Origin of the sequence: Bradyrhizobium cosmicum, assembly GCF_007290395.2 — a bacterium.
In the GTDB taxonomy this organism is placed as follows: domain Bacteria; phylum Pseudomonadota; class Alphaproteobacteria; order Rhizobiales; family Xanthobacteraceae; genus Bradyrhizobium; species Bradyrhizobium cosmicum.
Genome location: NZ_CP041656.2, coordinates 3,089,282 through 3,109,512 on the forward strand (window position 1 = coordinate 3,089,282; position 20,231 = coordinate 3,109,512).

Genomic DNA, 20,231 nt, shown 5'->3' on the forward strand with positions numbered 1-20,231 from the left:
GGCGGAATGAGCACCATGGACAACCGGCAGGATACCAACATCGCCGTCGAACTGGCGCTGCTGGTCGCGCTCGCAACGCTCTGGGGTGGCTCCTACACCTTCATCAAGCTCGGCGTCGCCACCATTCCGCCAATCACGCTGATCGCGGCCCGCACCGCGATCGCGGGCCTCCTGCTGCTCGCCGTCATGTGGGCGCGCGGCATCAGGATGCCGACGGATGCGGCGACCTGGCAGCGCTTCGCGTTCCAGGCCGTGCTCAACAGCGTCGTCCCCTGGACGTTGATCGCCTGGGGCGAGCGCCACGTCGATGCCGCGCTCGCGACCATCCTCAATTCCGCAGGACCGATCTTCACCTTCCTGCTCACGGCGATCGTCACCCGCCACGAGGCGACGTCACCGCGAAAACTGTTCGGCGTGGTCGCTGGCATGGCCGGTATCCTGCTGATCGTCGGCGTCGACGTCTTCCATGACGTCGGCACCGGCTTCGTCGCGGAGGCGGCCATCGTCGCGGCGACCATCTGCTACGCCTGCGCCGCGATCTTCGGCCGCAGCTTCAAGGGGCTCGATCCCATGGCGCCTGCGGCCGGCTCGCTGCTGGCGGGGGCCGCGGCCCTGATCCCGGCCTCGCTGATCGTCGAGCAGCCCTGGACGTTGTCGCCTTCGCTGGGTTCGGTGCTGGCGCTGCTGGCCCTGGCGGTGTTCTCGACCGCGGCAGCGTTTGCGATCTATTTCCGCCTGATCCAGACCTTGGGTTCGGTCGGCACCACCGCGCAGGCCTATCTGCGCGTGCCCATCGGGGTCGCCATCAGCGTGACCTTCCTTGGGGAAACTCTGAGCCAGACCGCCTGGATCGGGCTTGCCTGCGTCGTCCTCGGGGTCGCCGCCATGACGATCCCGGCGCGCAAGGCCGCCGCCGTCAAAGCGTCATAATCGGGAGGGCAGGACGACCGCGATATTAAGGATATTGGCCGGCCTGAGGCATGTTCCCCCGGGGGGGCATTACGTCGTATATTGGGCCCCCAGTAGCCCGGTCCCTCAACCATACCCATGTCCGCCGAATTGACGCCGACCCCTGAGAAAAAGCGAACCTTCTCGCTCTCCATCGGCCAGCTCACGTTCGGCAGCTTCCTGTTGGTGCTGGCGGTGATCATCGTCACCTCGACCGCGAGCGTGATCGCGATCCGGCACATCGACACGACCTTCGCCGAGCTGCAGCGGCTCCAGAGCGTCGGCGACCTCGCCGAGGACATCGACCGCCGCATGAACGAGTTGCGCCTTGCCGCGCGCGACTTCGTCACCGACCCAGGCGCCGGCATCCAGTTCAAGCAGGTGGGCGAGGCGGCCTCGACGCTGAGCGATATCCTGAAGAAGACCCGCATCGAACTCGCTCCCGAGCAGCAGGACATGATCGACGGGGTCACCGAGCGCCTTGCGACCTATCGCAACGGCCTCGAACGGATCTCGACCCTGATCGATCGCCGTGCCCAGCTGCTGGCCGGCCTGCCGCCGCTGCGTGACCGGTTCGATGCGGCCGTCGGAGGCACGGCGGACCGTGAGCTGGCCTCGCGCCTGTCGGAGGCGCAGAGCCGGATCGCGCTCGGCCTGCTTGCGCGCAACCCGTCCGCGGCCGAGCAGGCCGCACAGAGCATGCGGATGATGGAGATCGCGGATGCCAGGCTGAAGGGAGCCGTGAGCGACTATGCCGAGGCCATCATCGCGGTGGCTGTCCGGGAGCGGCAGATTGCCGACATCGACCGCGAAGTGCTGGGCACCGAGGGCCGGCTGATCGGCCGCGTCACCGAATTGCTGCGCGAGGTCAGCGCAAGGCGCGGCCACGTACTGTCGCGCGATTTTGCCCGCACGCTGACGGAGGCGCGGTGGCAGAGCATCGTGTTCGGCACCATCGGCGTGCTGATCGGCATTCTCGCGGCCGGCTTCGTGGTGCGGCGGACCGTGCGGCCGCTGGCGAAGATCGCCAGATCGATCCGCGCGCTGGCTGCCGGCGAGAAGAACACCTCGATCCCGTCGGCCGACCTCGACAATGAGATCGGCGACATCGCGCGCGCGGCCGAAGTGTTCCGCCGGGCGCTGGAAGAGGCCGACACGGCGCGCGAGGCGGCGGTGCGCGCGCTCACCGAACAGCGCCTCGCCGAAGAAAGCTACCGAAAACTGTTCGAGGGCTCGGTCGACGGCATCTATGTAACGACGCCGGCCGGTGACCTTCTCAACGCCAATCCGGCGCTGGCGCGGATGATGGGCTATGACAGCCCGCAGCAGTTGATCGACAGCATCAACGACATTGCCCACACCATCTACGTCCATCCCGAGGCGCGCGTCGAATATCAGCGGCTGATGAATCGCGACGGCATGGTGCGCGAATTCGAATACCAAGTGCGCCAGCGCAGCGGCGACATCCTGTGGCTTTCCGACAGCGCCACGGGCGTGCGTGACGAGGCGGGCAACATCGTGCGCTATGAGGGCACGCTGCGCGACATCACCGACCAGAAGCGGGCGGAGGACGCCATCGCCGAAGGCCGGCGCCTGCTCCAGCAGGTCATCGACACCGTGCCCGCGGTGATCAACGTCAAAGACCGCGATCTGCGCTACGTGCTGATGAACCGCTACATGGCCGGAATCTTCGGCATCGAGCCCGGTGACGCACTCGGCCGCACCACTGCGGATCTGATGTCGCGTTATGGCGCGGCCAAGACCGACGAGAACGACAAGAGGGTGCTCAAGCTTCGCAAGGGCCTCGGCTTCTACGAGGAGGAGTACAAGGATTCCTCCGGCAACATGCGGCAATGGCTGGTCAACAAGCTGCCGCTGCTCGACGCCGAAGGCGAGATCGAGCGGATCGTCACCGTGGCGCTCGACATCGGCGAGCGCAAGCGCGGCGAGCAGGAGATGCGCAAAGCCAAGGAATCCGCCGAGACCGCGCTGCGTAATCTGCGCGAGACCCAGGCTTCACTGATCGAGGCGGAGAAGCTCGCCGCCCTTGGACGGCTCGTTGCCGGCGTCGCGCATGAGGTCAACAATCCCGTCGGCATCAGCCTCACGGTGGCCTCCGCGCTGGAGCGTAAGACCGCGATGTTCACCGCCGAGGTCGAGCGCGGCGAGCTTCGCCGCTCCACGCTCAACGATTTCCTCAATACCAGCCGCGATGCGTCCTCGCAGCTCGTCTCCAATCTCAACCGCGCCGCCGAGCTGATCCAGTCGTTCAAGCAGGTCGCTGCCGACCGAAACTATTCGGACCAGCGCAGCTTCGACCTCGGCGATCTCACCGAGCAGGTGGTGATGAGCCTGCGGCCAGGCCTGCGCAAACACAATCTGACGCTCAACGTCGAGTGCCAGCCCAGCCTGACCATGAACAGCTATCCCGGCCCCTATGGCCAGGTGCTGACCAATTTGTTTCTCAACTCGGTAGCGCACGCCTTTCCGGATGGACGTCCGGGCATCATCGACATCCAGGTGCGCGAGTCCGGCAAGGACAACGTCGAGATCATCTTCGCCGACAATGGCTGCGGCATGTCGCTCGACGTCCGTCGCCGTGCCTTCGACCCGTTCTTCACGACGCGGCGCGACCAGGGTGGCACCGGTCTCGGCCTGCACATCGTCTACAGCATCGTCACCAACAGGCTCGGCGGCCGGCTCGATCTGGATTCCGAGCAGGGCGGGGGCACGCGGATCCAGATCATCCTGCCGCGGGTGGCCCCGTTGGAGCAAGCTGCCGAATAGCTTCGCGCCTAGTCTGCGTCTGCAAGTTTGTGGAGCGTGGCGCCGAAGATCTGGCTGGCCTTGCCGACCAGCGCCGTGCCCGTCATGTCCCCGCGCGTATCGGTGAAAGTGCCGGTCACGCCGATGCCGACAGCCGCTGGGCCGCCAAACAGGGGATTGTCGTCGCCTCGCGGGGAGGTGTGCCGCTGCACCAGCACCTCACCCTTGAAGGTGTTGTCCTTCACCACGTAGCTGCCGGTGTAATAGAGGTAGGCATCGCCGCCGAGGATCTTGCCGTCGCGGAAAAGAATCACACCGCTGCCCTTGCCGACCCGGCCATCGAGCAGGTTCACGTGAATCGAATAGAGGCCGTTCTTCATAACGTCCCGTAGGCCGGCCGCCATCGCCCAATGGCGTAACCGGTAGTGCTTTTATGCCAAAGCGCATTCGCTCGCGCAACGCGGCAGTTTGCCGGCCGCCGCCCACCGACGAGCCGTAGTTGTCCCGGCTTGTCTGCGACAGGGCTATGACCGTCTCATTGCGGGGCGAGACCAGTTGGAGCGAATCAAAACTGGCCCGCGAAATGCATAACCATTGTTGCACTAGCCGCGGGGTGCTGGAGCAAGAGCAACGTGACCAACTGGATCGATTCCGGCGGCCATGAGCCGCGTCTGTACAGTGCGCGTTCCACGAATTGCAAAAGCGAACACCGGAGGACAAGTCGCGCGACGCGCTGGCCAAGCCTGTCGAGCCTGCCCTGTGCCTTGGCCCTGATCGCCCTCGTTGCCCCGCTCGGGTACGCGCGCGATCGCGGTCAGTTCGTCAACACCAATGCCGATTTGAAGGCCTGGTTCGACGGATTGCGAAGCGGCAAGGGGCCGTGCTGCTCCGATGCCGATGGCTCGGCGCTCTCGGACACCGACTGGGAAAGCAAGGACGGACATTTTCGTGTCCGCGTCCCGCGCCTGGGCTATGTGCTCGACGGCCAGCAGCAGGAACTCGTCTGGGTCGACGTACCGGAGGAGGCCGTGATCTCGGAGCCGAACCGGGTTGGCCGGACCATGGTCTGGCCGGTCTATGGCTACATGGGCGTGACCATCCGCTGCTTTATGCCCGGTAGCATGACTTAGCCGGGCGGCAGCCCGCCCGGCTTCTCGTCGATACCCGATGCGTGCCGCGTCAGGTGTATTTCTTGTCGCGCTCGAGCAGCTCGATGGAGATGCCTTCGGGGCCGCGGATGAAGCAGATGCGCACGCCCGGCCGGAGCGTGGTCGGCTCGCGGGTGAAGGTGACGCCCTTGGCCTTGAGCTCGGCCGCGACGGCGTCGATGTCCTTCACCGTGAGACCGAAATGGTCGAGGCCCTGATGCGGGTGCGGGGGCGGCGGGTTGACGGCGTTGTCGCCCTCGAGCGGCGCGATGAAGATTTTTGCGCCGCCGAGGTTCACGTCGATCCGTCCCGGTGCGCGCACGACCTCGCCACCGAGAATGTCCCGCAGCCAGGTCGCCGTGGCCTCCGGATCGGGGCTGCGCAGATGGACGTGATCCCAGGTGACGACGACAGGCATTTCATGTTCTCCCAACGGGGGGCTGCGATGTTGCAGCGCATATTAGCGATGGCGACCGACGATCGCCACCGTCCTCGCCGATTCGCATCTGCGCGGGAACCCTAGTTCGTCTGCTCGATTAAGGTAAGCAGTGGCCCAGTCTTCGAACACTGCTTCGGCCGCCATCGGTGACATACCCATGAGTGCGAGGTTTGACCGGATCGGGTTGGGACGTTTTGTCGGGAACGGCGAGCGACTGGCGCGGACCGTGACGATCGCGAGCGTCACGTTCGGCCGAGGCCTGCTATGGGGGCTGGCGGCCCTCATTGTCGGCTGCGGTGTCTGGATGCTGCTGCCTCTCTCCAAAGGAAGCAGTACCGAGCCGGTGAAGTCAGACGTGGCTACCGTCGAGCCTGCTGTCCCCAGCGATGTGGCAACTGTGGTCTTGCCGATTGCTCAGGCTTCAACTGCGGCAGAGATCGATCGTCTCAGAATTTCATCGCAGACATGGCGTCGCGGCGGGCTCGGCTCGAAGGCGCTGGTGACCTTCACGTTGCGAAACGACAATGACTATGCCGTAAAGGATCTAGAGTTGGTTTGCGCGTTCGCACGACGCGATGGCAGTCATCTCACCAACCGCAGCCGTGTGTTGGCCGATACCGTTAACATGAAGAGCCGCAAAACGTTTGTGGGCGTGGCTGTCGGCGTCATCAACGTTAACGCCGATCAGGCGAAATGTTCGCTGATTGCCGCGCGGCGTGCATAAAGTGCGGCGTTTGCCGGTAGCGGAAAAGTGACGGTCGTTGCCCCTTGGTAAAAAACTCGGCGTTGCCATTTGAACCGCAAGGCCGGGTGCAGGAACCAATCAGAGTATCGCCTGTTGAGGCGAAGTGCCCACGCGGGGATGCGGTGGGCGGAGTTCGGTCAATGCCCATCTTTCGGTATTTCCTGTTTGTCGGTGGAGCCTTGCTCGCACTGTTGCTTGGGGCGGACTTCGTTTGGCCGACCGCGCCCGTCGCCAAAGCGATCGCAATGGCAAGCAATGATCAGCCCCTGATCCGGATCCGGTCGGATCGTCACTTGCCGGATCGCGTCGTGCTTGACACCAGCCAGCCCACGATTGTCGCGCCTGCGCTGAAGACGGCCGCCGTGGCCGCGCCGCAGCAGCCCGCGCAGGCGGACGTGCTGGCCGAGATGTCGGCCAAGGCAAGGGTGCGCGAAACCTTTGCCCAGTTCACGCCGGCTCCCAAGGCTGAGACCGCCGCGGCAAGGAGGAACGACGCCAAGCCGCAGGCAGAGGTCGCTCAGGTCCAGGTTCCTCACGTTCAGCCCAAGCGCAAGGTCGCCCGGATTCATCCGGCGCCGCAGCAGCAGGGCCGTCCGATGATGCTGGTGGCCCAACAGCCGCATTTCGGGCTCTTCAACACGACCTGGTGACATCGCCTTCGACCCGCCTCGAAACGAGACGGGTGGGGCTTTTTATTGGTCAGTCTCTCTGCTAATTCGAACCCATCCGAACCCCGCCCGGCGTGCTGGCCTGCCAGCCGCGGTCCGGCGGTTCGGATTTGGCCCAATCCCAGGGCCGAGGCGCTCGTAGCTCAGCTGGATAGAGCATCGGATTTCGATTCCGAGGGTCGGGAGTTCGAATCTCTCCGAGCGCGCCAATCGCATCAGATGCACCGACGATCCTGGAAAACTCACGACCTACCCATCCACGGCACCAACCGCGCTTCCAGCGCGAGAAAGATCCGGTTCAGCGCGTAGCCTGTGGCGGCGAGGTAGAGGACGGCAGCGTACATCAGATCGGGCCGCATCGCGTATTGAGTCTCGACCAGATAGTATCCGATGCCGCTGGAACCTGCGATCATCTCGGACAGCACGGCGACGACGAGGCAAAGGCTGGTGGCCGTGCGCAGGCCCGCCGCAATCGCCGGCAAGGTGGCGGGGAAGACGACCTGGACGAGCAGGCGAACCGTCGGCGTCCGGAAGGTCCGGGCGGTCTGGATCAGGGTGTCGTCGATGGTGGCGACGCCGGCGAAGGTGTTGCTGAAGATCGGAAAGAAGCTCGCCAGTGCCACGACGAAGATCTTCAGCGCGTCGTCGACGCCGAGCAGCAGGATCAGCGGCGGGATCACCGCTGGGGTCGGCATCGGCCGGACGATCTCGATCAGCGGAAGCAGGGCGTAGCGCAGCACCAGGTTTCTGGCCAGCACGATCCCGAGCACGATACCTGCCACTGAAGCCGCGACATAGCCGATCGCGGCCCGGCGCAGCGTCGAGGCCAGCGCAAGCAGGATTTCGCCGCCCGCCAGCTGCTCGATGGCTGCCGCGAAGACCTGCGAGACTGGCGGCCAGTAGGCGCTGACGATCCAGCCCGCCCTCGACGACACTTCCCAGAATAACAGCAGCACGGCGAGCAGCAGGAAGCCGTAGGCACGGCGATCGACCCCGTTCGGATCGGACCGGCGCGAACGCCTGGAGTCGCGCACCCCTTCCACACCGTCCATCGCTGACATACGCGACCTTTCCCGATCTCAACGCGCCAGCGGATCGACGATCTTGTCCAGATCGAGCGGCGCCGGAATTAGCTTGCTCTCGATCATCAGTTCCATCGTCTTCCTGACCTGTGCCATGTCGGTGCGGGAAGGCGCGGTCGGCACCGGGGCCAGCCTGAGCAGCGCGACGTCCGCCTTGGTGTAGCCGCTGATCAGGGTGAGGAGCGCCTCGTTCGTGAGGTTGGCATTGTACCATTCGACGCCCTTGCGAAGCGCCGCGACGAACTTCTTCACCGTCTCAGGCTTCGTCGTGAGCAGCTTTCCGGTCGTGACATAGAGGCCGACGTCGACGCCGGGCTGCACGTCCGAATAGGGCATGCCGACCTTGCCGAGGCCGCCCTTCTGCGCGGCAACGATGGAGAACGGTGGGACCATGAAAGCCGCATCGACGCGCTGCTGCCGAAGCGCGTCCTCCATCTGCGGGAACGGCACTTCCTTGAACGTGACGCGCTCGGGGTCGCCACCCGTCGTCTTTACCCAGGCGCGGGCGTAGAGCCAGATCACGTTGTTGCGGGTGTTGACGGCGATGCTCTTGCCCTCGAGGTCCTTGCCGCTCTTGATTCCGGAATCGCTCTTCGCGAAGATTCCCGTGGCATCGAGCTTGGGGTCCGTGACGTTAGTGCCGGCCGCGATGACTTTGACATCGAGCCCCTGCTGGGCGGCCAGCAGCGCCGATACGACGTTGCCGTAGGCGATGTCGAAGCTGCCGCCGACGAGGCCGGGAATTCCTGCCGCGCCGCCTGCAGAAGGGGTGGTGTCGATCTCGAGCCCGACCTCGCGGAAATAACCCTGCTGAACGGCGGCGAACAGCGGCGCTACGTCGCCGATCGGGATGATGCTGACGCGGACTTTTTCCAGATCGGCCGCTGCCGATGCGGCCGGCGGCGCGGAGAGCCCCAGCATCGCCAATCCCAGCCAAACGAATGCTCTGCGCATGATTTTCTCCCTTTCGGTTGTCAGCTTCGGCCTCGCCAGGGCACCAGGCGTCGCTCGGCGATGTCGAACAGTTTCGTCAAAACTCCGCCCACTGCGACCAGCACGACGATCCACGCAAACATGTCGCGGATCTGGAACGAGCGCTCGAGGTCGAGAATGCGAAAGCCGATGCCGTCTTCTCCGGCCAGCATCTCGGCGAGGATGACGAGCACCAGCCCGATGCCGAGCGCGACGCGCATCCCCGCGAGAACCATCGGCAGAGACGCCGGCAGGATGACCGAGACGATCGTGCGCGCGCGAGAGACCTGCAGCGTGCGCGCCGTTTCCAGCAGGACCGGATCGAGCCCCCTGACGCCCTGGAAGGTGGAGATCAGCACCGGAAACACGGCCGCGAGCACGACGAGGGTGATCATCGTCGCCTTGCCGATGCCGAGGAACAGGAACAGCACCGGGACCAGCGCGGGTTTCGGAATCGGGCGAACGATTTCGACCAGCGGCTCGAGCAGCCCGTAAAGGGTTCGGCTAGTGGCCATGGCAATGCCGATACCCGTCCCGATCAGCACGGCGAGCCCATAGCCGACGGCGAACAGGCCCACCGTATGCGCCAGCGGAGATACGATCGCGCCCGAGGCCATCAGCGCGAATAACGCCGCGATGACTTGCGAGGGACTGGGCAGCAGCACCGGGTTGGTCCAGCCAAGGCGCGAAGCGAGCTCCCAGATGCACAGCACGACAATCGGCGAAACCAGCCCCAGCAGTCCGGGGCCGATGCGGTCACGCCGACGCGACATGCCCGTCATTCCCGGTGAGCAAGGCGGTGGTGATGTGATGGCGCAGTTTCAGGAAACGCGGATCCTCGCGCGTTGCGAACTGGTCGCGCGGCCGAGGCAGGCCGACGTCGATGACCTCCCTGAGCGAGGTGGGCCGTGCGCCCAGCACGGCGATGCGGTCGGCGAGGAATATCGCCTCTTCGACGTCGTGGGTGACGAGGATCGCTGTGAACTTCCGCCGCTCCCAGAGCTGCAGCACCAGGGTCTGCAGCTCCATGCGCGTCAGCGCGTCCACGGCGCTGAAGGGCTCGTCGAGCAGCAGCACCTGCGGATCGGCGGCAAGCGCCCGCGCGATGGCGACACGTTGCTGCATGCCGCCGGAGAGTTGCCAGGGATACTTGTCTTCAAAGCCGCCGAGGCCGACCTGCCGCAGGTAATCCCGGCATTGCGCCCGCAATTCGCCGCGCCTTGCCCGGGGCGCGCTCTCGACGGGAAACATGACGTTGTCGATGACCGTGCGCCAGGCGAAGAGGGACTTGGCGTATTGCTGGAAGAGATAGATCACGCCCGGCGGCGGCTCCACAACGGGCCTTCCGTCCAGAACGACCTGGCCCCTGGTGGGGTCCATGAGACCTGCGGCCATCCGCAACAGGGTCGACTTCCCGCATCCCGAAGGTCCGACGACCGCAAGAAACTCCGATGGCGCGGCCTCAAGCGTGATGTCGTCGAAAGCAACGAAATCGGCGTCGTCACCAGTCCCTTCGAAGACCTTCGAAACGCGGTCAAACCCCAGCCTTTGGCTCACGTCGGCCCTCGCGCTCGTCCGGGAATGTCTGTGCGCAAATCTGTTCGCCTATTGAACAAGCGTTCGTCTAACTGGAACTATCGTGCCATTCATTCTCGATGTCAACGAACACCATGGTCCGCGCGGTGCGACGCCGATCAGCGCAGCCGCCGCAGTTCGCCTTACTCGTCCGATGCGTTCGCTCGCGATGATCGTGTGAGGACGCGTCCCATCCAGAAGTCCTGCGCCAACGGCGCGCGCGGCGATCTTATCGGCCTTCGCGCAGCAACAGATCGGCACGGCGGCGTCTGCGAAACGCTGTCTGTACAGCCGATCGAGAGAACCTGAAGAATCTACGGCTCGCGCGTCGCCGCGCTGGGGGCCGGTTTCCCGATCCCTTCGGTCGCGAGCGAGGTTCAGTTCGAGGGATTCTTTCGACGAGAATTTCGGAGCGCCGATTTACTTCAGCTGGCAGACGCGAAGCGAAGCTAACTCGCGTCGCTGCCATCAGATTCGCCGTGTGTCGTTCGTCCGAAATCCTGCAAGTGAGTTCGATGACCTTGGTCAGCGCGCCGCTATGATCAGGGCTTTATCAGATCGGGGCTTTGGGACCAGGCCGCTGCAATCCGCTTAACCAGTCTACTTGCCTTGGATCTTCAGCCCATTGGGGCCGACATTAATCTGGACGCCGTCGGGCTGCTTTTTCTCTTGGTAGAGATTGTAGCCGAGCACGCCTGCGGTGACGACCAGAGCGCCGATGATCAGAAACAACAAATTGCGGCTGATGGACATTCGCTTCCTTGAACCGGGTTGATGACGGCCAGAAAAACCCCGCGTTTGGGATTCGCGGGGTGCCTGGCAAGCTAACGCGACTCAAGGGAACTGGTTCCAGGGCTCTAAATGCGAGTCCGAGGCCGGCATCTGGCGCCGGGAGGTCAGTGTGCCGAAAGACCGGTTTGCCGGCCGCGCGCCAGCGTGGCGGAAGGAGCTTCGTGGAAGGTCGCACGGTAAGCGGCGGCAAACTCGCCGAGGTGATGAAAGCCCTGGGCGCGTGCGCATGTGGCGACCGACGCACCACTGCTCCTGAGGAGCTGCGTGCGGGTCGCCCACAGCCGCTTCAGGCGGATGTACTGGTGCAGGCTCATGCCGCGCACCTTGGTCACTGCGCCGCTGAGAGTCCGCACCGAGACTCCGAATGCACCGGCGAGATCGGCCGTATAAATCGGCGCTGTCGGATAGGCCGCGATATAATCGTCGATCTGCTGCACGAGCTTCGCGCATCGGGCGCCCGCAATCGGAGCGCCGCCGACCGCCAGCGGGTCAATGCGAAACAGATCATCCAGGGCGAGCAACAGGCCCTCCTGGAGATGTCCGGCGACCTCCGTCGTCTCGAACATGTGCGGCTCGACCGAGGCGGTGCGGAGGATGTCGAGCACGAGCTGCCTGGCATGAAGTTGAGCGGCGCTGTCCGCGACGCGAACCCACAATTTGTCGGCACGATCGAACCAGCCGCGATCTCTGAGCAAGGGCGAGAACATGATCAGCGCGTGATAACTGATCTGGGGCTCGACGAAATGGCAGTCATGGTTGCCGCGCAGGGCCACGAAGAAACGTGCATCGAGATTCACCCCGCTCGACGTCGCGCGCAGATCGTCGGTCATCGGCAGGATCACCATGCCGCCTGGTGCGCGGTAGGAGGTATCGAGGATGCGCGCAAACGACTTCGCGACGATGATCCGGCACGCCGGCAGGTTCACGACCGCGCGCGCCGCCGCGAAATTGGTGACGTCTAGCGGAATGCTCCGGGCATCTTCGAGCGACTCGGCCGGTCGAAACGCGTCGACATCGGCAAAGCGGACCAACTGAAGGGCGGAAGAGGGGGCAAGCGCGTCGAAGAACATGCGTCCGGCCGGGTGCTGAAATGTGACAATCAAATGAACGTCTGTACAGCGCCATCATTGGCGAAACACGACGATTCAGTAAACCGGATTCCGGGCCGTAGTATTGCGGACATCATGCCACGTGGCCGGACGGATTGATGTCACCGTCAACGGTCTCGGTTCATCGGCTGGCCGGTGGCGAGGTCGATAAAGTGGAGCCTCGTGCATGCGGGACAGGTGATGGACTCGAAGCTACGACCTTCAGGTCTGTGCTGCTTTTCCAAATGCGTTTGCACATTCATGCCCGTCTGGGGGCACCGGAAAACAATAAAATCCACCATCAAGACAGCATGACTGGATGGCGCGCGGCGTCCTTGATCTAGATCAGTTTTGGAACCGGTCTAGATTGGATCACGTCGCCATTCAGGATCTCTCAAAGCGAAGGGGCCCCGGAGGGCCCCTCTTGATGTCACCAGCCGCGATAGCCGTAATAGCGGGGCCCGTAGAGACGGGGTCCGTAAGGGCGGGGACCGTAATAGCGCGGGCCATAATATCGGGGGCCATAGTACGGCCGCGGGCCGTAATATCCATAAACGTTCGGACGCCAGAAACAGCGCCCCCAGGCATCGCAGACCATGCGGACCTGCTCGACGCCGGAGGCCTGCGGTGTCGCAGGCGCGGGTGCGATGGGCATGGCGGACGCCACCGGCGATGCCGCGATGGCACCGAACAGGGATGCGGCGACGAGGCCAATCTTAATCTTCATAATGTCTTCCTCCGCTTACGCAGGACAGGATATCGAAGTTGTTCTGATCAAATTGTGGCGGAACCGAAATGTAATGCTGATGAACAAATCTTCAGCCGGTCCGCCGCAGGCCTGACCTTCGGTCTTGAGAGACTATCCCAGGTTCGGGCGCGTGACCAATGCTGCGCGGGCGCTGCCCTCAGCAAGCCGTTGCCGGCATCCTTGATCCTGCGCAATTCACCGGCGCGGCTTCGTCCCTAGTCTTGTCGCCGTGGCCTGGCTTTCGAGGACATCGAAGGGCGGGCTCACGGATTGCTTGGAGCTGTGCAATGGACAAGATGAGATTAGACAAAGGTGACTGGCTGGTCGTGTGCGATGGGCGCAAGGCGCTCATTCTGGAAAACCTCGGCGACGGGATGTTTCCGAACCTCCACACCAAAGAGGTGCACGAGCAACCCAATCCGTCGACCAGCGCGCAAGGGACCGATGCGCCGGGCCGGTTGCATGCCGCGGCCGGCGGCGCGCGCAGTTCGGTCGAGCAGACCGATTGGCATGACGAGGCGGAGCGCGCTTTCCTGCGCAGCCTGGCCAGCCGGCTCGATGCCGCCGTCAGCACGGGCGAGACCACGGCCCTGACCATGGTGGCCTCACCGCGCGCGCTCGGCATGATACGCGCCGACTATTCGGACGCGGTGCGCAAAGCACTTCAGGGCGAAGTCGGCAAGGACCTCGTCAAGCTGCCGGTTTACGAAATCGAGAAGCAGTTGCTGCTGACGGGCGCCGCCAGATAGGGACGCCCGTCAAGGACGCGCTGGCGCTCCTCAGTAGCAGGGGTGCCGGCGGCGGTCCTGGCCGACATAGGCGGCGGCGCTGCGGTAGCAGTGATTGGTCGAGGGGCCGTCGTAGAAGGCGAAGGTGCCGGGCGCGATGCCGGGGCCGTAATTGTGCACATAGCTGATCGGGTAGGGCAGCGGGTTGGCGTAGCGATGGTACCGGTGATGTCCCCGCGCCTCCGCGAGACCAGGGGCTAGTATTGCGGCCGACAAGGCAGCAACCGCGGCTACAAGCTTCAATTTGCTCATCTCGATTCTCCGGAACCCGCTCGAATAGGTGAGCCGTTTATAGCCAGTTCGAGCCGCCGGGACACCCGTCCGGGGGCGGTAAATCGGGGCCAATCCCGCAGATTCCCGGGTGAGTGTGACAGAATTGCCGGAATGGCCGTCCGTGGCTGCCCATTTTTGGCCTTTTCGGGATGCTTAACGAATTCCCCACACAAGTATGACCAAACAGAATTCGGTTGAGAATCCTATTGCCGGCCCTTTGGGGGTCCTTCGAGGCCGGTCCATTCCTGAAGGCTTTCGTCGTCACGCCGCCATGCGCATCACGCTTCTGAGTCTGCTGTTGCTCTGCATCGCCGCCGCCACGCCGGCGCGCGCCGAGCTGCACATCACCCGCGACCACGGCGGCTACGTCGAGGAGTACAAGGCCAAGTACAAGCGCGTCCGCGAGAAGGGCGAGCGCGTCATCATCGACGGCATCTGTAACTCGGCCTGCACCCTGGTGCTCGGCATCGTGCCGATGAACAAGATCTGCGTGACGCCGCGCGCGAGCCTCGGCTTCCACCAGGCCTATTACGACAAGGCCTTCACCTTCGGCATCAAGGTCACCAGCGCGGAGGGGACCTCCGATTTGATGTCCTATTACCCTGATACGGTGAAGGACTGGATCCGCCGCAATGGCGGGCTCACCACCGACATGAAGAAGATCAAGAACGGTGTCGATCTCTGGAGGATCATCGATCCCTGTCCGGAAGAATGGTGAGCGGGTGAACTGATCCGGCGCTTTCGCAATCTGTCGCGGCGCAGCATCTCTTACGTGGAAATTCGCATTGCCGCATAGGCCCCGGTGGGGCAATGAGGGCGGCAATGAACCATAATCAAGAAGCCCTGACCGCCCGCGCCGCGCCGATCCTGTTCGTCGTGCTCTGGAGCACCGGATTCATCGGCACCAAATATGTCATCAATAACGCCGATCCCTTGACCTATCTCGCCATCCGCATGGCGGTGGTGGTCGGCCTGATGGCGATCATCGCGGCGATCGCGCGTCCGAAATGGCCCGATCGGATCGGGATCGCGCACAGCGCGGTGGCCGGCATCCTCGTCCACGGCTTCTATCTCGGCGGCACCGCGATCGCGATCGCGCATTCGATTCCCGCCGGGCTGTCGGCGCTGATCCCGGGCCTGCAGCCGATCCTGACCTCGACCATCGCCAACCGCTGGCTCGGCGAGAAAGTGACCCCGGTGCAATGGGCCGGCCTCGTGCTCGGCCTCGGCGGCGTCGTGCTGATCCTGCATGGCCGCCCCATGACCGGCGAAGCCGGGCTCGGCTGGCTCGCCTCGGTGGTCTCGCTGATCTCCATCACGCTCGGCACGCTCTATCAGCGCCGCTACTGCAATCACATCGACTGGCGCGCCGGCAATCTGGTGCAATACGTCTCCGTCACGATCTTCTTCACGATCGGTGCTTTCCTGTTCGAGGATCGCGTCGTGCACTGGACGCGCGAGTTCGTGCTCGCGCTGGGCTGGCTCGCCGTGGCGCTTTCGATCGGATCGATCGGGCTGCTCTACTGGCTGATCCGTCACGCCGCGGCGACCTCGGTCGCGAGCCTGTTCTATCTGGTGCCGGCGGTGACGGCGCTGATGGCGTATCTGCTGTTCGGGGAGAGGCTCGACGCGCTTGCGATTGCCGGCATGGTGATGTGCGCGGCGGCGGTGTTCGTAGTCAACCGGCGCTTCTAGAACGGTGGACCAAATGGCGGGAATACATCCCTGACGTGCGCGGCGCGTTCGTGTTAGGCTGGACGCATTTCAGTTTCCCTTTCGGAACGGTGATTTCCATGAAGAAGGCGCGGCGCGCACTGCTCGGCAGGTCCTTGAAGCCGGTCCGGATTGCCTGCATCAACTACGCGGAAGAGATGATGAGCGACCGGATGATGGCGCGGCTCACCGCCGCGCTCCAGAAATGCTACGACGAGCATTTCCTGCCGGTCTGGGGCTATCCTGTCGATCTCGATGTCACGAGGAAGCCGAAACCCACGGACTGGCAACTGGTCTATTTCGACGATGTTACCAACAAAAACTTCGGCGCGCGGCACGAGCTGACGCATCGCGGCCAGCCGATCTCGAAAATCTTCCTCAAGACGCTCGGCGAGGACGATCCGGTCAGCCTGGCGGCCTCACACGAGCTGTTCGAGATGGTGCTCGATCCCATGGCCAATCTCTGGGCCGACAAGAACAGGAACACGCAATACGCCTATGAGGTCTGCGACGCCGTGGAGGAGGACTCCTTCCTCGTCAACGGTTTTCCGATGTCGAACTTCGTCTATCCGTCCTGGTTCGAACCGTTCAAGCATCCCCGCGGCACTAGGTTCGACCACAAGGGAACGCTCAAGGAGCCTTTCTCGATGACCGAGGGCGGCTATGTCATCAAGAGGGTCAACGGCAGGAAGGTGATCAAGCAGTTCGGCTCGCCCGAGAAGCGGCGGCGCTTCGCCAAGGAGGACCGGCGCGGCCATCGCAGCGAATTCCGCGATCCGCAAGGCGAGCATCACCCGGGCCGGCGCGCGGCCAGCAGGCGCGGGTAGGGCGCAGGAGCGATCTCCGGGCGCCGCCCGCACCCGGAGACACGCTTGAGCGCTGCGATCAGCGCTTGGCCTTCTTGGCCTTTTTCTTCTTGGCGACTTTCTTTGCAGTTTTCTTGGAAGCCTTCTTGGCGGTCTTCTTCGCCGATTTCTTCGAAGTCTTCTTGGCCGCCTTCTTCGACGACTTCTTGGCGGCCTTCTTCTTGGAAGCCTTCTTTGCCTTCTTCGGCGCTACTTTCTTCGCGGCCTTCTTGGCGGCTTTCTTCACCTTCTTGACGGCGGTGACAGCGGCGTCTTTGGTCGCCTCCACGGCGGTGGTGATGGTGTCCATCGCCTGTTCGGTGATCGTCTTCTCGTCGTCCATATCGTCCCCCACGTTTTGTATGGAGCGATGACGATAGCGGGTTTCAAAATTGTGTCAAAGCAACGCTCAACCTTTGCGGATCTTCGCGTAGGCCGCGAGCGCGCGTTCGCGCCCCTTGGCGTGATCGACGATCGGTTGCGGATAGGTCTTGCCGAGCGTGACGCCGGCGCTCGCAAGCTCGATCGGCGTCGCCTGCCAGGGCTGGTGGATCAGCTTGGCCGGCATGTCCTTCAGCTCCGGCACCCAGCGCCGGACGTAGCTTCCGTCGGGGTCGAACTTCTCGCCCTGGAGGATCGGATTGAACACGCGGAAATAGGGCGCGGCGTCGGCGCCGCAGCCGGCGACCCATTGCCAGTTGGCCGGATTGCTGCCGGCATCCGCATCGACCAGCGTGTCCCAGAACCAGCTCTCGCCGTCGCGCCAGTCGATCAGGAGATGCTTGACCAGGAAGGACGCCACCACCATCCGGACCCGGTTGTGCATCACACCGGTGTGCCAGAGCTCGCGTAGACCGGCATCGACGATGGGGTAGCCGGTGCGCCCGCGTCGCCAGGCGGCGAGCGCTGTCTTGTCGGGCTTCCAGGGGAAGCCGTCGAAATTCGCCTGCAGGTTCTCGGTGGCGAGGTCGGGGTGATCGTGCAGGAGGTGGCGGCAGAACTCGCGCCAACCAAGCTCGCTCAGGAACTTCTCGACGCCGGGGCCGATCGCTGGGTTCTCGGCCGCAGCGAACCGCGCGGCGTGCCAGACCTGGCGCGGGCTGAGCTCGCCGAACCTCAAATGCGGGGAGAGGCTTGAGGTGCCCTCCCGGTCCGGGCGGTCGCGATCGCCAGCATAGCTGTGCGCGGTGTGCTTGAGGAAGTCGCGCAGGCGCGTCCGTGCGGACGCCTCGCCGGGCTCCCAGCTCTCGCGCAGGCCGCCGGCCCAATCGGGCTTGCTCGGCTCGAGCTTCCAGCTCTCCCGCGCATCGCTGGCGATCTTCGGACCCGTAGGCAGCTCCTTCGGTGCGGGCAGGGGCTTTGGCGGATCGCCGAGCGCCAGCACGCGGCGCCAGAACGGGGTGAAGACGCGCAGGCCCCGACCTTCCTTGTTGCGGATCGCCGAGGGCGCGACCAGGAGGTCGCCGGGGAAGATATGCGAGTCGATGCCCAGCTTTGCCAGCGCCGCTTCGAGCGCTTTCTCGACCGACTGATGCGGCGCCTGCGCGACCTCATTCCAGTAGACCGCAGTGGCTCCGATCGCGCGCGCCACCTCGGGGATCACCCTGGCTGCCGGCCCCTTGCGCAGGATCAGCGATCCGCCACGCCTGGCGATGTCGGCCCCGAGCGCCCGCAGCGATTGCGCCAGCCACCAGCGCGCCGCGCCGCCCGGCGCACGCCCGGCCGCGTCGTCGAGCACATGGAGGCAGATAACCGGCGCACCGGTCTTCGCGGCAGCGTGAAGGGCGGGCTGATCGGACAGGCGGAGGTCATCGCGGAACCAGACGATGATGGGAGTCGCGCTTGGCATGATCGGGAGTGTGTCTCGCGGAGCAGGTCCTTTATATACGAGACACAGGAGCAGAGTTTCATGCGCAGGTCACCCGGAGGACATGCGTGCTCCGGGCTTCTGCTCATCTATCGGTGCGAGCGCAGCCGTTACTTCGGCTGCGGCACGATCCGGATGTAGGGCTTCGGTTCCTTCCAGCCCTGCGGGTAGATCGTCTTGGCCTCGTCGTTGGAGACCGAGCCGGCGATGATCACATCCTCGCCCTGCGACCAGTCGGCCGGGGTGGCAACGCGATGCTTAGCGGTGAGCTGGAGCGAGTCGATGACGCGCAGGATCTCCTGGAAGTTCCGGCCTGTGGTCATCGGATAGACCAGCACCAGCTTGATCTTCTTGTCCGGGCCGATGACGAAGACGTTGCGGACGGTCTGGTTGTCGGCGGCGGTGCGGACGAGGGGATCGCCCGAGATGGCGGCCGGCAGCATGCCGTAGAGCTTGGAGACGTTGTAGTCGGTATCGGCGATCATCGGGAAGTTCGGCGCTGCACCCTGGGTCTCCTTGATGTCTTCCGACCATTTGGCGTGGCGATCGACCGGATCGACCGACAGACCCATCAGCTTGACGCCGCGTTTGTCGAACTCCGGCTTCAGCCTGGCGAGCGCACCGAGCTCCGTCGTACACACTGGCGTGAAGTCCTTCGGATGCGAGAACAGCAGCGCCCAGCTGTTGCCGATCCAGTCGTGAAACTTGATCTTGCCTTCGGTGGTCTCGGCTTCGAAGTCAGGGGCGGTAGTGCCGATCGGAAGTGTCATGGTTTTACCTCATCGCATTGAATTTACTTGGGAATTCATTTGTGGCCGTCGCCGTCAGTATAGGGGCTTGGCGAGGCTAAGTGAACGTCAAGTGAACCGCTTCAAGTAAAATGTGAATTCCTTCCTTGAAGGGCCGATTTCCTAGCACCTTTCTGTTACAGCCGCGCCTGCGACGAAACATCTCCACCGTGGATGCACGGTCTCGATTGCCCCGAGAAAGCCTTTTATGACTCGCATCACGCTGGCCCGACGTTTGATGGAACCAAAACGATCCTGATAGCGACTAATTGGCAACCATCGAGAAAAGTCGCGATCCCCGTATCGAATCATTAACCACCTCTTTACGCCCGCATGAAAATGCTGGTCGGTCAGAAGAAATCTGGAAGTGAACTAATGTCCGCCGCTGCGCATATGTCTGTTGAGTCGCCGTCCCTCGAACCGTCCTGCCGCGATACCGCGGCTCATGCACTCTCCATCGTGCGCGACGGCGTGATCACGGGCGAAGGCCCGACCACCAAGGGCCGGGTCCACTTTTCCCGCTCGCTCGATGCCGATGACACCGCCTGGTGCACCCGCATCCTGACCGCTACGGCCGTCAACGACCAGCCGGTCAGCCGCGCCGAAGCCGAAGCGCTGTTCGAGATCAACGAGGCCGCGACCGAGCGCACCGACGGTGGCCGGTTCGACGATCTGCTTGCCAAGGCCGTGGCGCACTATGCCGCCAGCGCCTCGGGCCTGAAGGTGCCGCCGCGCAGCGTCGCGCTGTCGGCCGAGTCCGACATCGAGAGCTGGGCGCCGTCCTATGCGTCCAAGGTCAACAGCGAGATGCTGGAGTGGATCGCCGGCCAGATGCGCGGCAAGCGCCAGAACAACCGTCGCCTGATGGCGATGGTGGCGACCTTCCTGGGCGCCACCGCGCTGCCTCTGGCGGGCCAGTTGCCGAACGTGTTCGACATCGGCATGTAAGAATTCCGCGCCTCTCTTGAGGATGCGAAAGAAGCGGC

General features: G+C 64.0%; 23 protein-coding genes and 1 tRNA gene. 11 read left to right on the forward strand and 13 right to left on the reverse strand.

Annotated features, from left to right (window positions below):
* The first annotated feature begins 15 nt into the window (after nt 1-15).
* Together FNV92_RS14795 and FNV92_RS14800 are read left to right on the forward strand one after the other, a co-directional pair.
* Nucleotides 16-930: a DMT family transporter gene (locus FNV92_RS14795; RefSeq protein ID WP_143846312.1), complete on the forward strand. Its 915-nt coding sequence runs from the start codon at nt 16-18 to the stop codon at nt 928-930.
* A 117-nt stretch (nt 931-1,047) separates the two neighbouring features.
* On the forward strand, nt 1,048-3,735 hold the full coding sequence (locus FNV92_RS14800) for a PAS domain S-box protein (RefSeq protein ID WP_143845888.1): 2,688 nt from the start codon (nt 1,048-1,050) through the stop codon (nt 3,733-3,735).
* An 8-nt stretch (nt 3,736-3,743) separates the two neighbouring features.
* Here FNV92_RS14800 and FNV92_RS14805 read toward each other — a convergent pair whose 3' ends face one another.
* Nucleotides 3,744-4,094, reverse strand: coding sequence for a GrlR family regulatory protein (locus tag FNV92_RS14805; protein WP_015685460.1), 351 nt, complete (start codon nt 4,092-4,094; stop codon nt 3,744-3,746).
* A gap of 252 nt (nt 4,095-4,346) precedes the next feature.
* On the opposite strand from FNV92_RS14805, the gene FNV92_RS14810 reads away from it, so the two are divergent.
* The gene (locus tag FNV92_RS14810) at nt 4,347-4,844 is read left to right on the forward strand and encodes a hypothetical protein (RefSeq protein WP_143845886.1); all 498 of its coding nucleotides are present in this window, start codon (nt 4,347-4,349) and stop codon (nt 4,842-4,844) included.
* 49 nt (nt 4,845-4,893) lie between these two features.
* Here the strand turns inward: FNV92_RS14810 and FNV92_RS14815 are convergent, their stop codons facing one another.
* Nucleotides 4,894-5,280 (reverse strand): VOC family protein, encoded by a 387-nt coding sequence (locus tag FNV92_RS14815; RefSeq protein WP_143845885.1) that lies wholly within the window; start codon nt 5,278-5,280, stop codon nt 4,894-4,896.
* A gap of 178 nt (nt 5,281-5,458) precedes the next feature.
* On the opposite strand from FNV92_RS14815, the gene FNV92_RS14820 reads away from it, so the two are divergent.
* The 3 genes from FNV92_RS14820 (at nt 5,459) to FNV92_RS14830 (ending at nt 6,923) form a co-directional block, all read left to right on the forward strand.
* Nucleotides 5,459-6,025 carry a hypothetical protein gene (locus FNV92_RS14820; RefSeq protein WP_143845884.1) on the forward strand — a complete coding sequence of 189 codons (567 nt, stop codon included), beginning with the start codon at nt 5,459-5,461 and terminating at the stop codon, nt 6,023-6,025.
* A gap of 161 nt (nt 6,026-6,186) precedes the next feature.
* On the forward strand, nt 6,187-6,696 hold the full coding sequence (locus FNV92_RS14825) for a hypothetical protein (RefSeq protein WP_143845883.1): 510 nt from the start codon (nt 6,187-6,189) through the stop codon (nt 6,694-6,696).
* Between the two features lie 150 nt (nt 6,697-6,846).
* Nucleotides 6,847-6,923, forward strand: a tRNA-Arg gene (locus tag FNV92_RS14830).
* 33 nt (nt 6,924-6,956) lie between these two features.
* Here FNV92_RS14830 and FNV92_RS14835 read toward each other — a convergent pair.
* From FNV92_RS14835 to FNV92_RS14865, 7 genes are all read right to left on the reverse strand, one after another.
* On the reverse strand, nt 6,957-7,775 hold the full coding sequence (locus FNV92_RS14835) for an ABC transporter permease (protein ID WP_143845882.1): 819 nt from the start codon (nt 7,773-7,775) through the stop codon (nt 6,957-6,959).
* A gap of 18 nt (nt 7,776-7,793) precedes the next feature.
* On the reverse strand, nt 7,794-8,750 hold the full coding sequence (locus FNV92_RS14840) for an ABC transporter substrate-binding protein (protein WP_143845881.1): 957 nt from the start codon (nt 8,748-8,750) through the stop codon (nt 7,794-7,796).
* Nucleotides 8,751-8,770: 20 nt separating this feature from the next.
* Nucleotides 8,771-9,541, reverse strand: coding sequence for an ABC transporter permease (locus FNV92_RS14845; protein WP_168213712.1), 771 nt, complete (start codon nt 9,539-9,541; stop codon nt 8,771-8,773).
* Nucleotides 9,525-10,325 carry an ABC transporter ATP-binding protein gene (locus tag FNV92_RS14850; RefSeq protein ID WP_244623694.1) on the reverse strand — a complete coding sequence of 267 codons (801 nt, stop codon included), beginning with the start codon at nt 10,323-10,325 and terminating at the stop codon, nt 9,525-9,527. Before FNV92_RS14850 ends, FNV92_RS14845 begins: the two co-directional genes overlap by 17 nt.
* Before the next feature lie 618 nt (nt 10,326-10,943).
* Nucleotides 10,944-11,096: a hypothetical protein gene (locus FNV92_RS14855; RefSeq protein ID WP_015685469.1), complete on the reverse strand. Its 153-nt coding sequence runs from the start codon at nt 11,094-11,096 to the stop codon at nt 10,944-10,946.
* Nucleotides 11,097-11,239: 143 nt separating this feature from the next.
* A complete protein-coding gene (locus FNV92_RS14860) occupies nt 11,240-12,205 on the reverse strand; it encodes an AraC family transcriptional regulator (protein WP_143845879.1) in 966 nt (321 codons plus the stop codon).
* Between the two features lie 448 nt (nt 12,206-12,653).
* A complete protein-coding gene (locus tag FNV92_RS14865; RefSeq protein ID WP_143845877.1) occupies nt 12,654-12,950 on the reverse strand; it encodes a hypothetical protein in 297 nt (98 codons plus the stop codon).
* A 308-nt stretch (nt 12,951-13,258) separates the two neighbouring features.
* Between FNV92_RS14865 and FNV92_RS14870 the strand changes: the two genes are divergently transcribed.
* Entirely contained in the window at nt 13,259-13,720 is a 462-nt protein-coding gene (locus FNV92_RS14870) for a host attachment protein (protein ID WP_015685472.1), read from the forward strand.
* Nucleotides 13,721-13,750: 30 nt separating this feature from the next.
* On the opposite strand, the gene FNV92_RS14875 is transcribed toward FNV92_RS14870, so the two are convergent.
* Complete coding sequence (locus FNV92_RS14875; RefSeq protein WP_015685473.1) at nt 13,751-14,011, reverse strand: hypothetical protein; 261 nt, start codon at nt 14,009-14,011, stop codon at nt 13,751-13,753.
* Between the two features lie 292 nt (nt 14,012-14,303).
* Between FNV92_RS14875 and FNV92_RS14880 the strand changes: the two genes are divergently transcribed.
* The 3 genes from FNV92_RS14880 (at nt 14,304) to FNV92_RS14890 (ending at nt 16,572) form a co-directional block, all read left to right on the forward strand.
* Complete coding sequence (locus FNV92_RS14880; RefSeq protein ID WP_015685474.1) at nt 14,304-14,750, forward strand: hypothetical protein; 447 nt, start codon at nt 14,304-14,306, stop codon at nt 14,748-14,750.
* Nucleotides 14,751-14,854: 104 nt separating this feature from the next.
* The gene (locus FNV92_RS14885; RefSeq protein ID WP_143845876.1) at nt 14,855-15,727 is read left to right on the forward strand and encodes a DMT family transporter; all 873 of its coding nucleotides are present in this window, start codon (nt 14,855-14,857) and stop codon (nt 15,725-15,727) included.
* 98 nt (nt 15,728-15,825) lie between these two features.
* A complete protein-coding gene (locus FNV92_RS14890; RefSeq protein WP_168213711.1) occupies nt 15,826-16,572 on the forward strand; it encodes a hypothetical protein in 747 nt (248 codons plus the stop codon).
* A 58-nt stretch (nt 16,573-16,630) separates the two neighbouring features.
* On the opposite strand, the gene FNV92_RS14895 is transcribed toward FNV92_RS14890, so the two are convergent.
* From FNV92_RS14895 to FNV92_RS14905, 3 genes are all read right to left on the reverse strand, one after another.
* Nucleotides 16,631-16,933: a histone gene (locus tag FNV92_RS14895; RefSeq protein WP_168213710.1), complete on the reverse strand. Its 303-nt coding sequence runs from the start codon at nt 16,931-16,933 to the stop codon at nt 16,631-16,633.
* A gap of 66 nt (nt 16,934-16,999) precedes the next feature.
* A complete protein-coding gene (locus FNV92_RS14900) occupies nt 17,000-18,439 on the reverse strand; it encodes a cryptochrome/photolyase family protein (RefSeq protein ID WP_143845873.1) in 1,440 nt (479 codons plus the stop codon).
* Between the two features lie 128 nt (nt 18,440-18,567).
* Entirely contained in the window at nt 18,568-19,227 is a 660-nt protein-coding gene (locus tag FNV92_RS14905) for a peroxiredoxin (protein WP_143845872.1), read from the reverse strand.
* Between the two features lie 393 nt (nt 19,228-19,620).
* On the opposite strand from FNV92_RS14905, the gene FNV92_RS14910 reads away from it, so the two are divergent.
* Nucleotides 19,621-20,193, forward strand: coding sequence for a hypothetical protein (locus FNV92_RS14910; protein ID WP_015685481.1), 573 nt, complete (start codon nt 19,621-19,623; stop codon nt 20,191-20,193).
* The last annotated feature ends 38 nt before the right edge of the window (nt 20,194-20,231 follow it).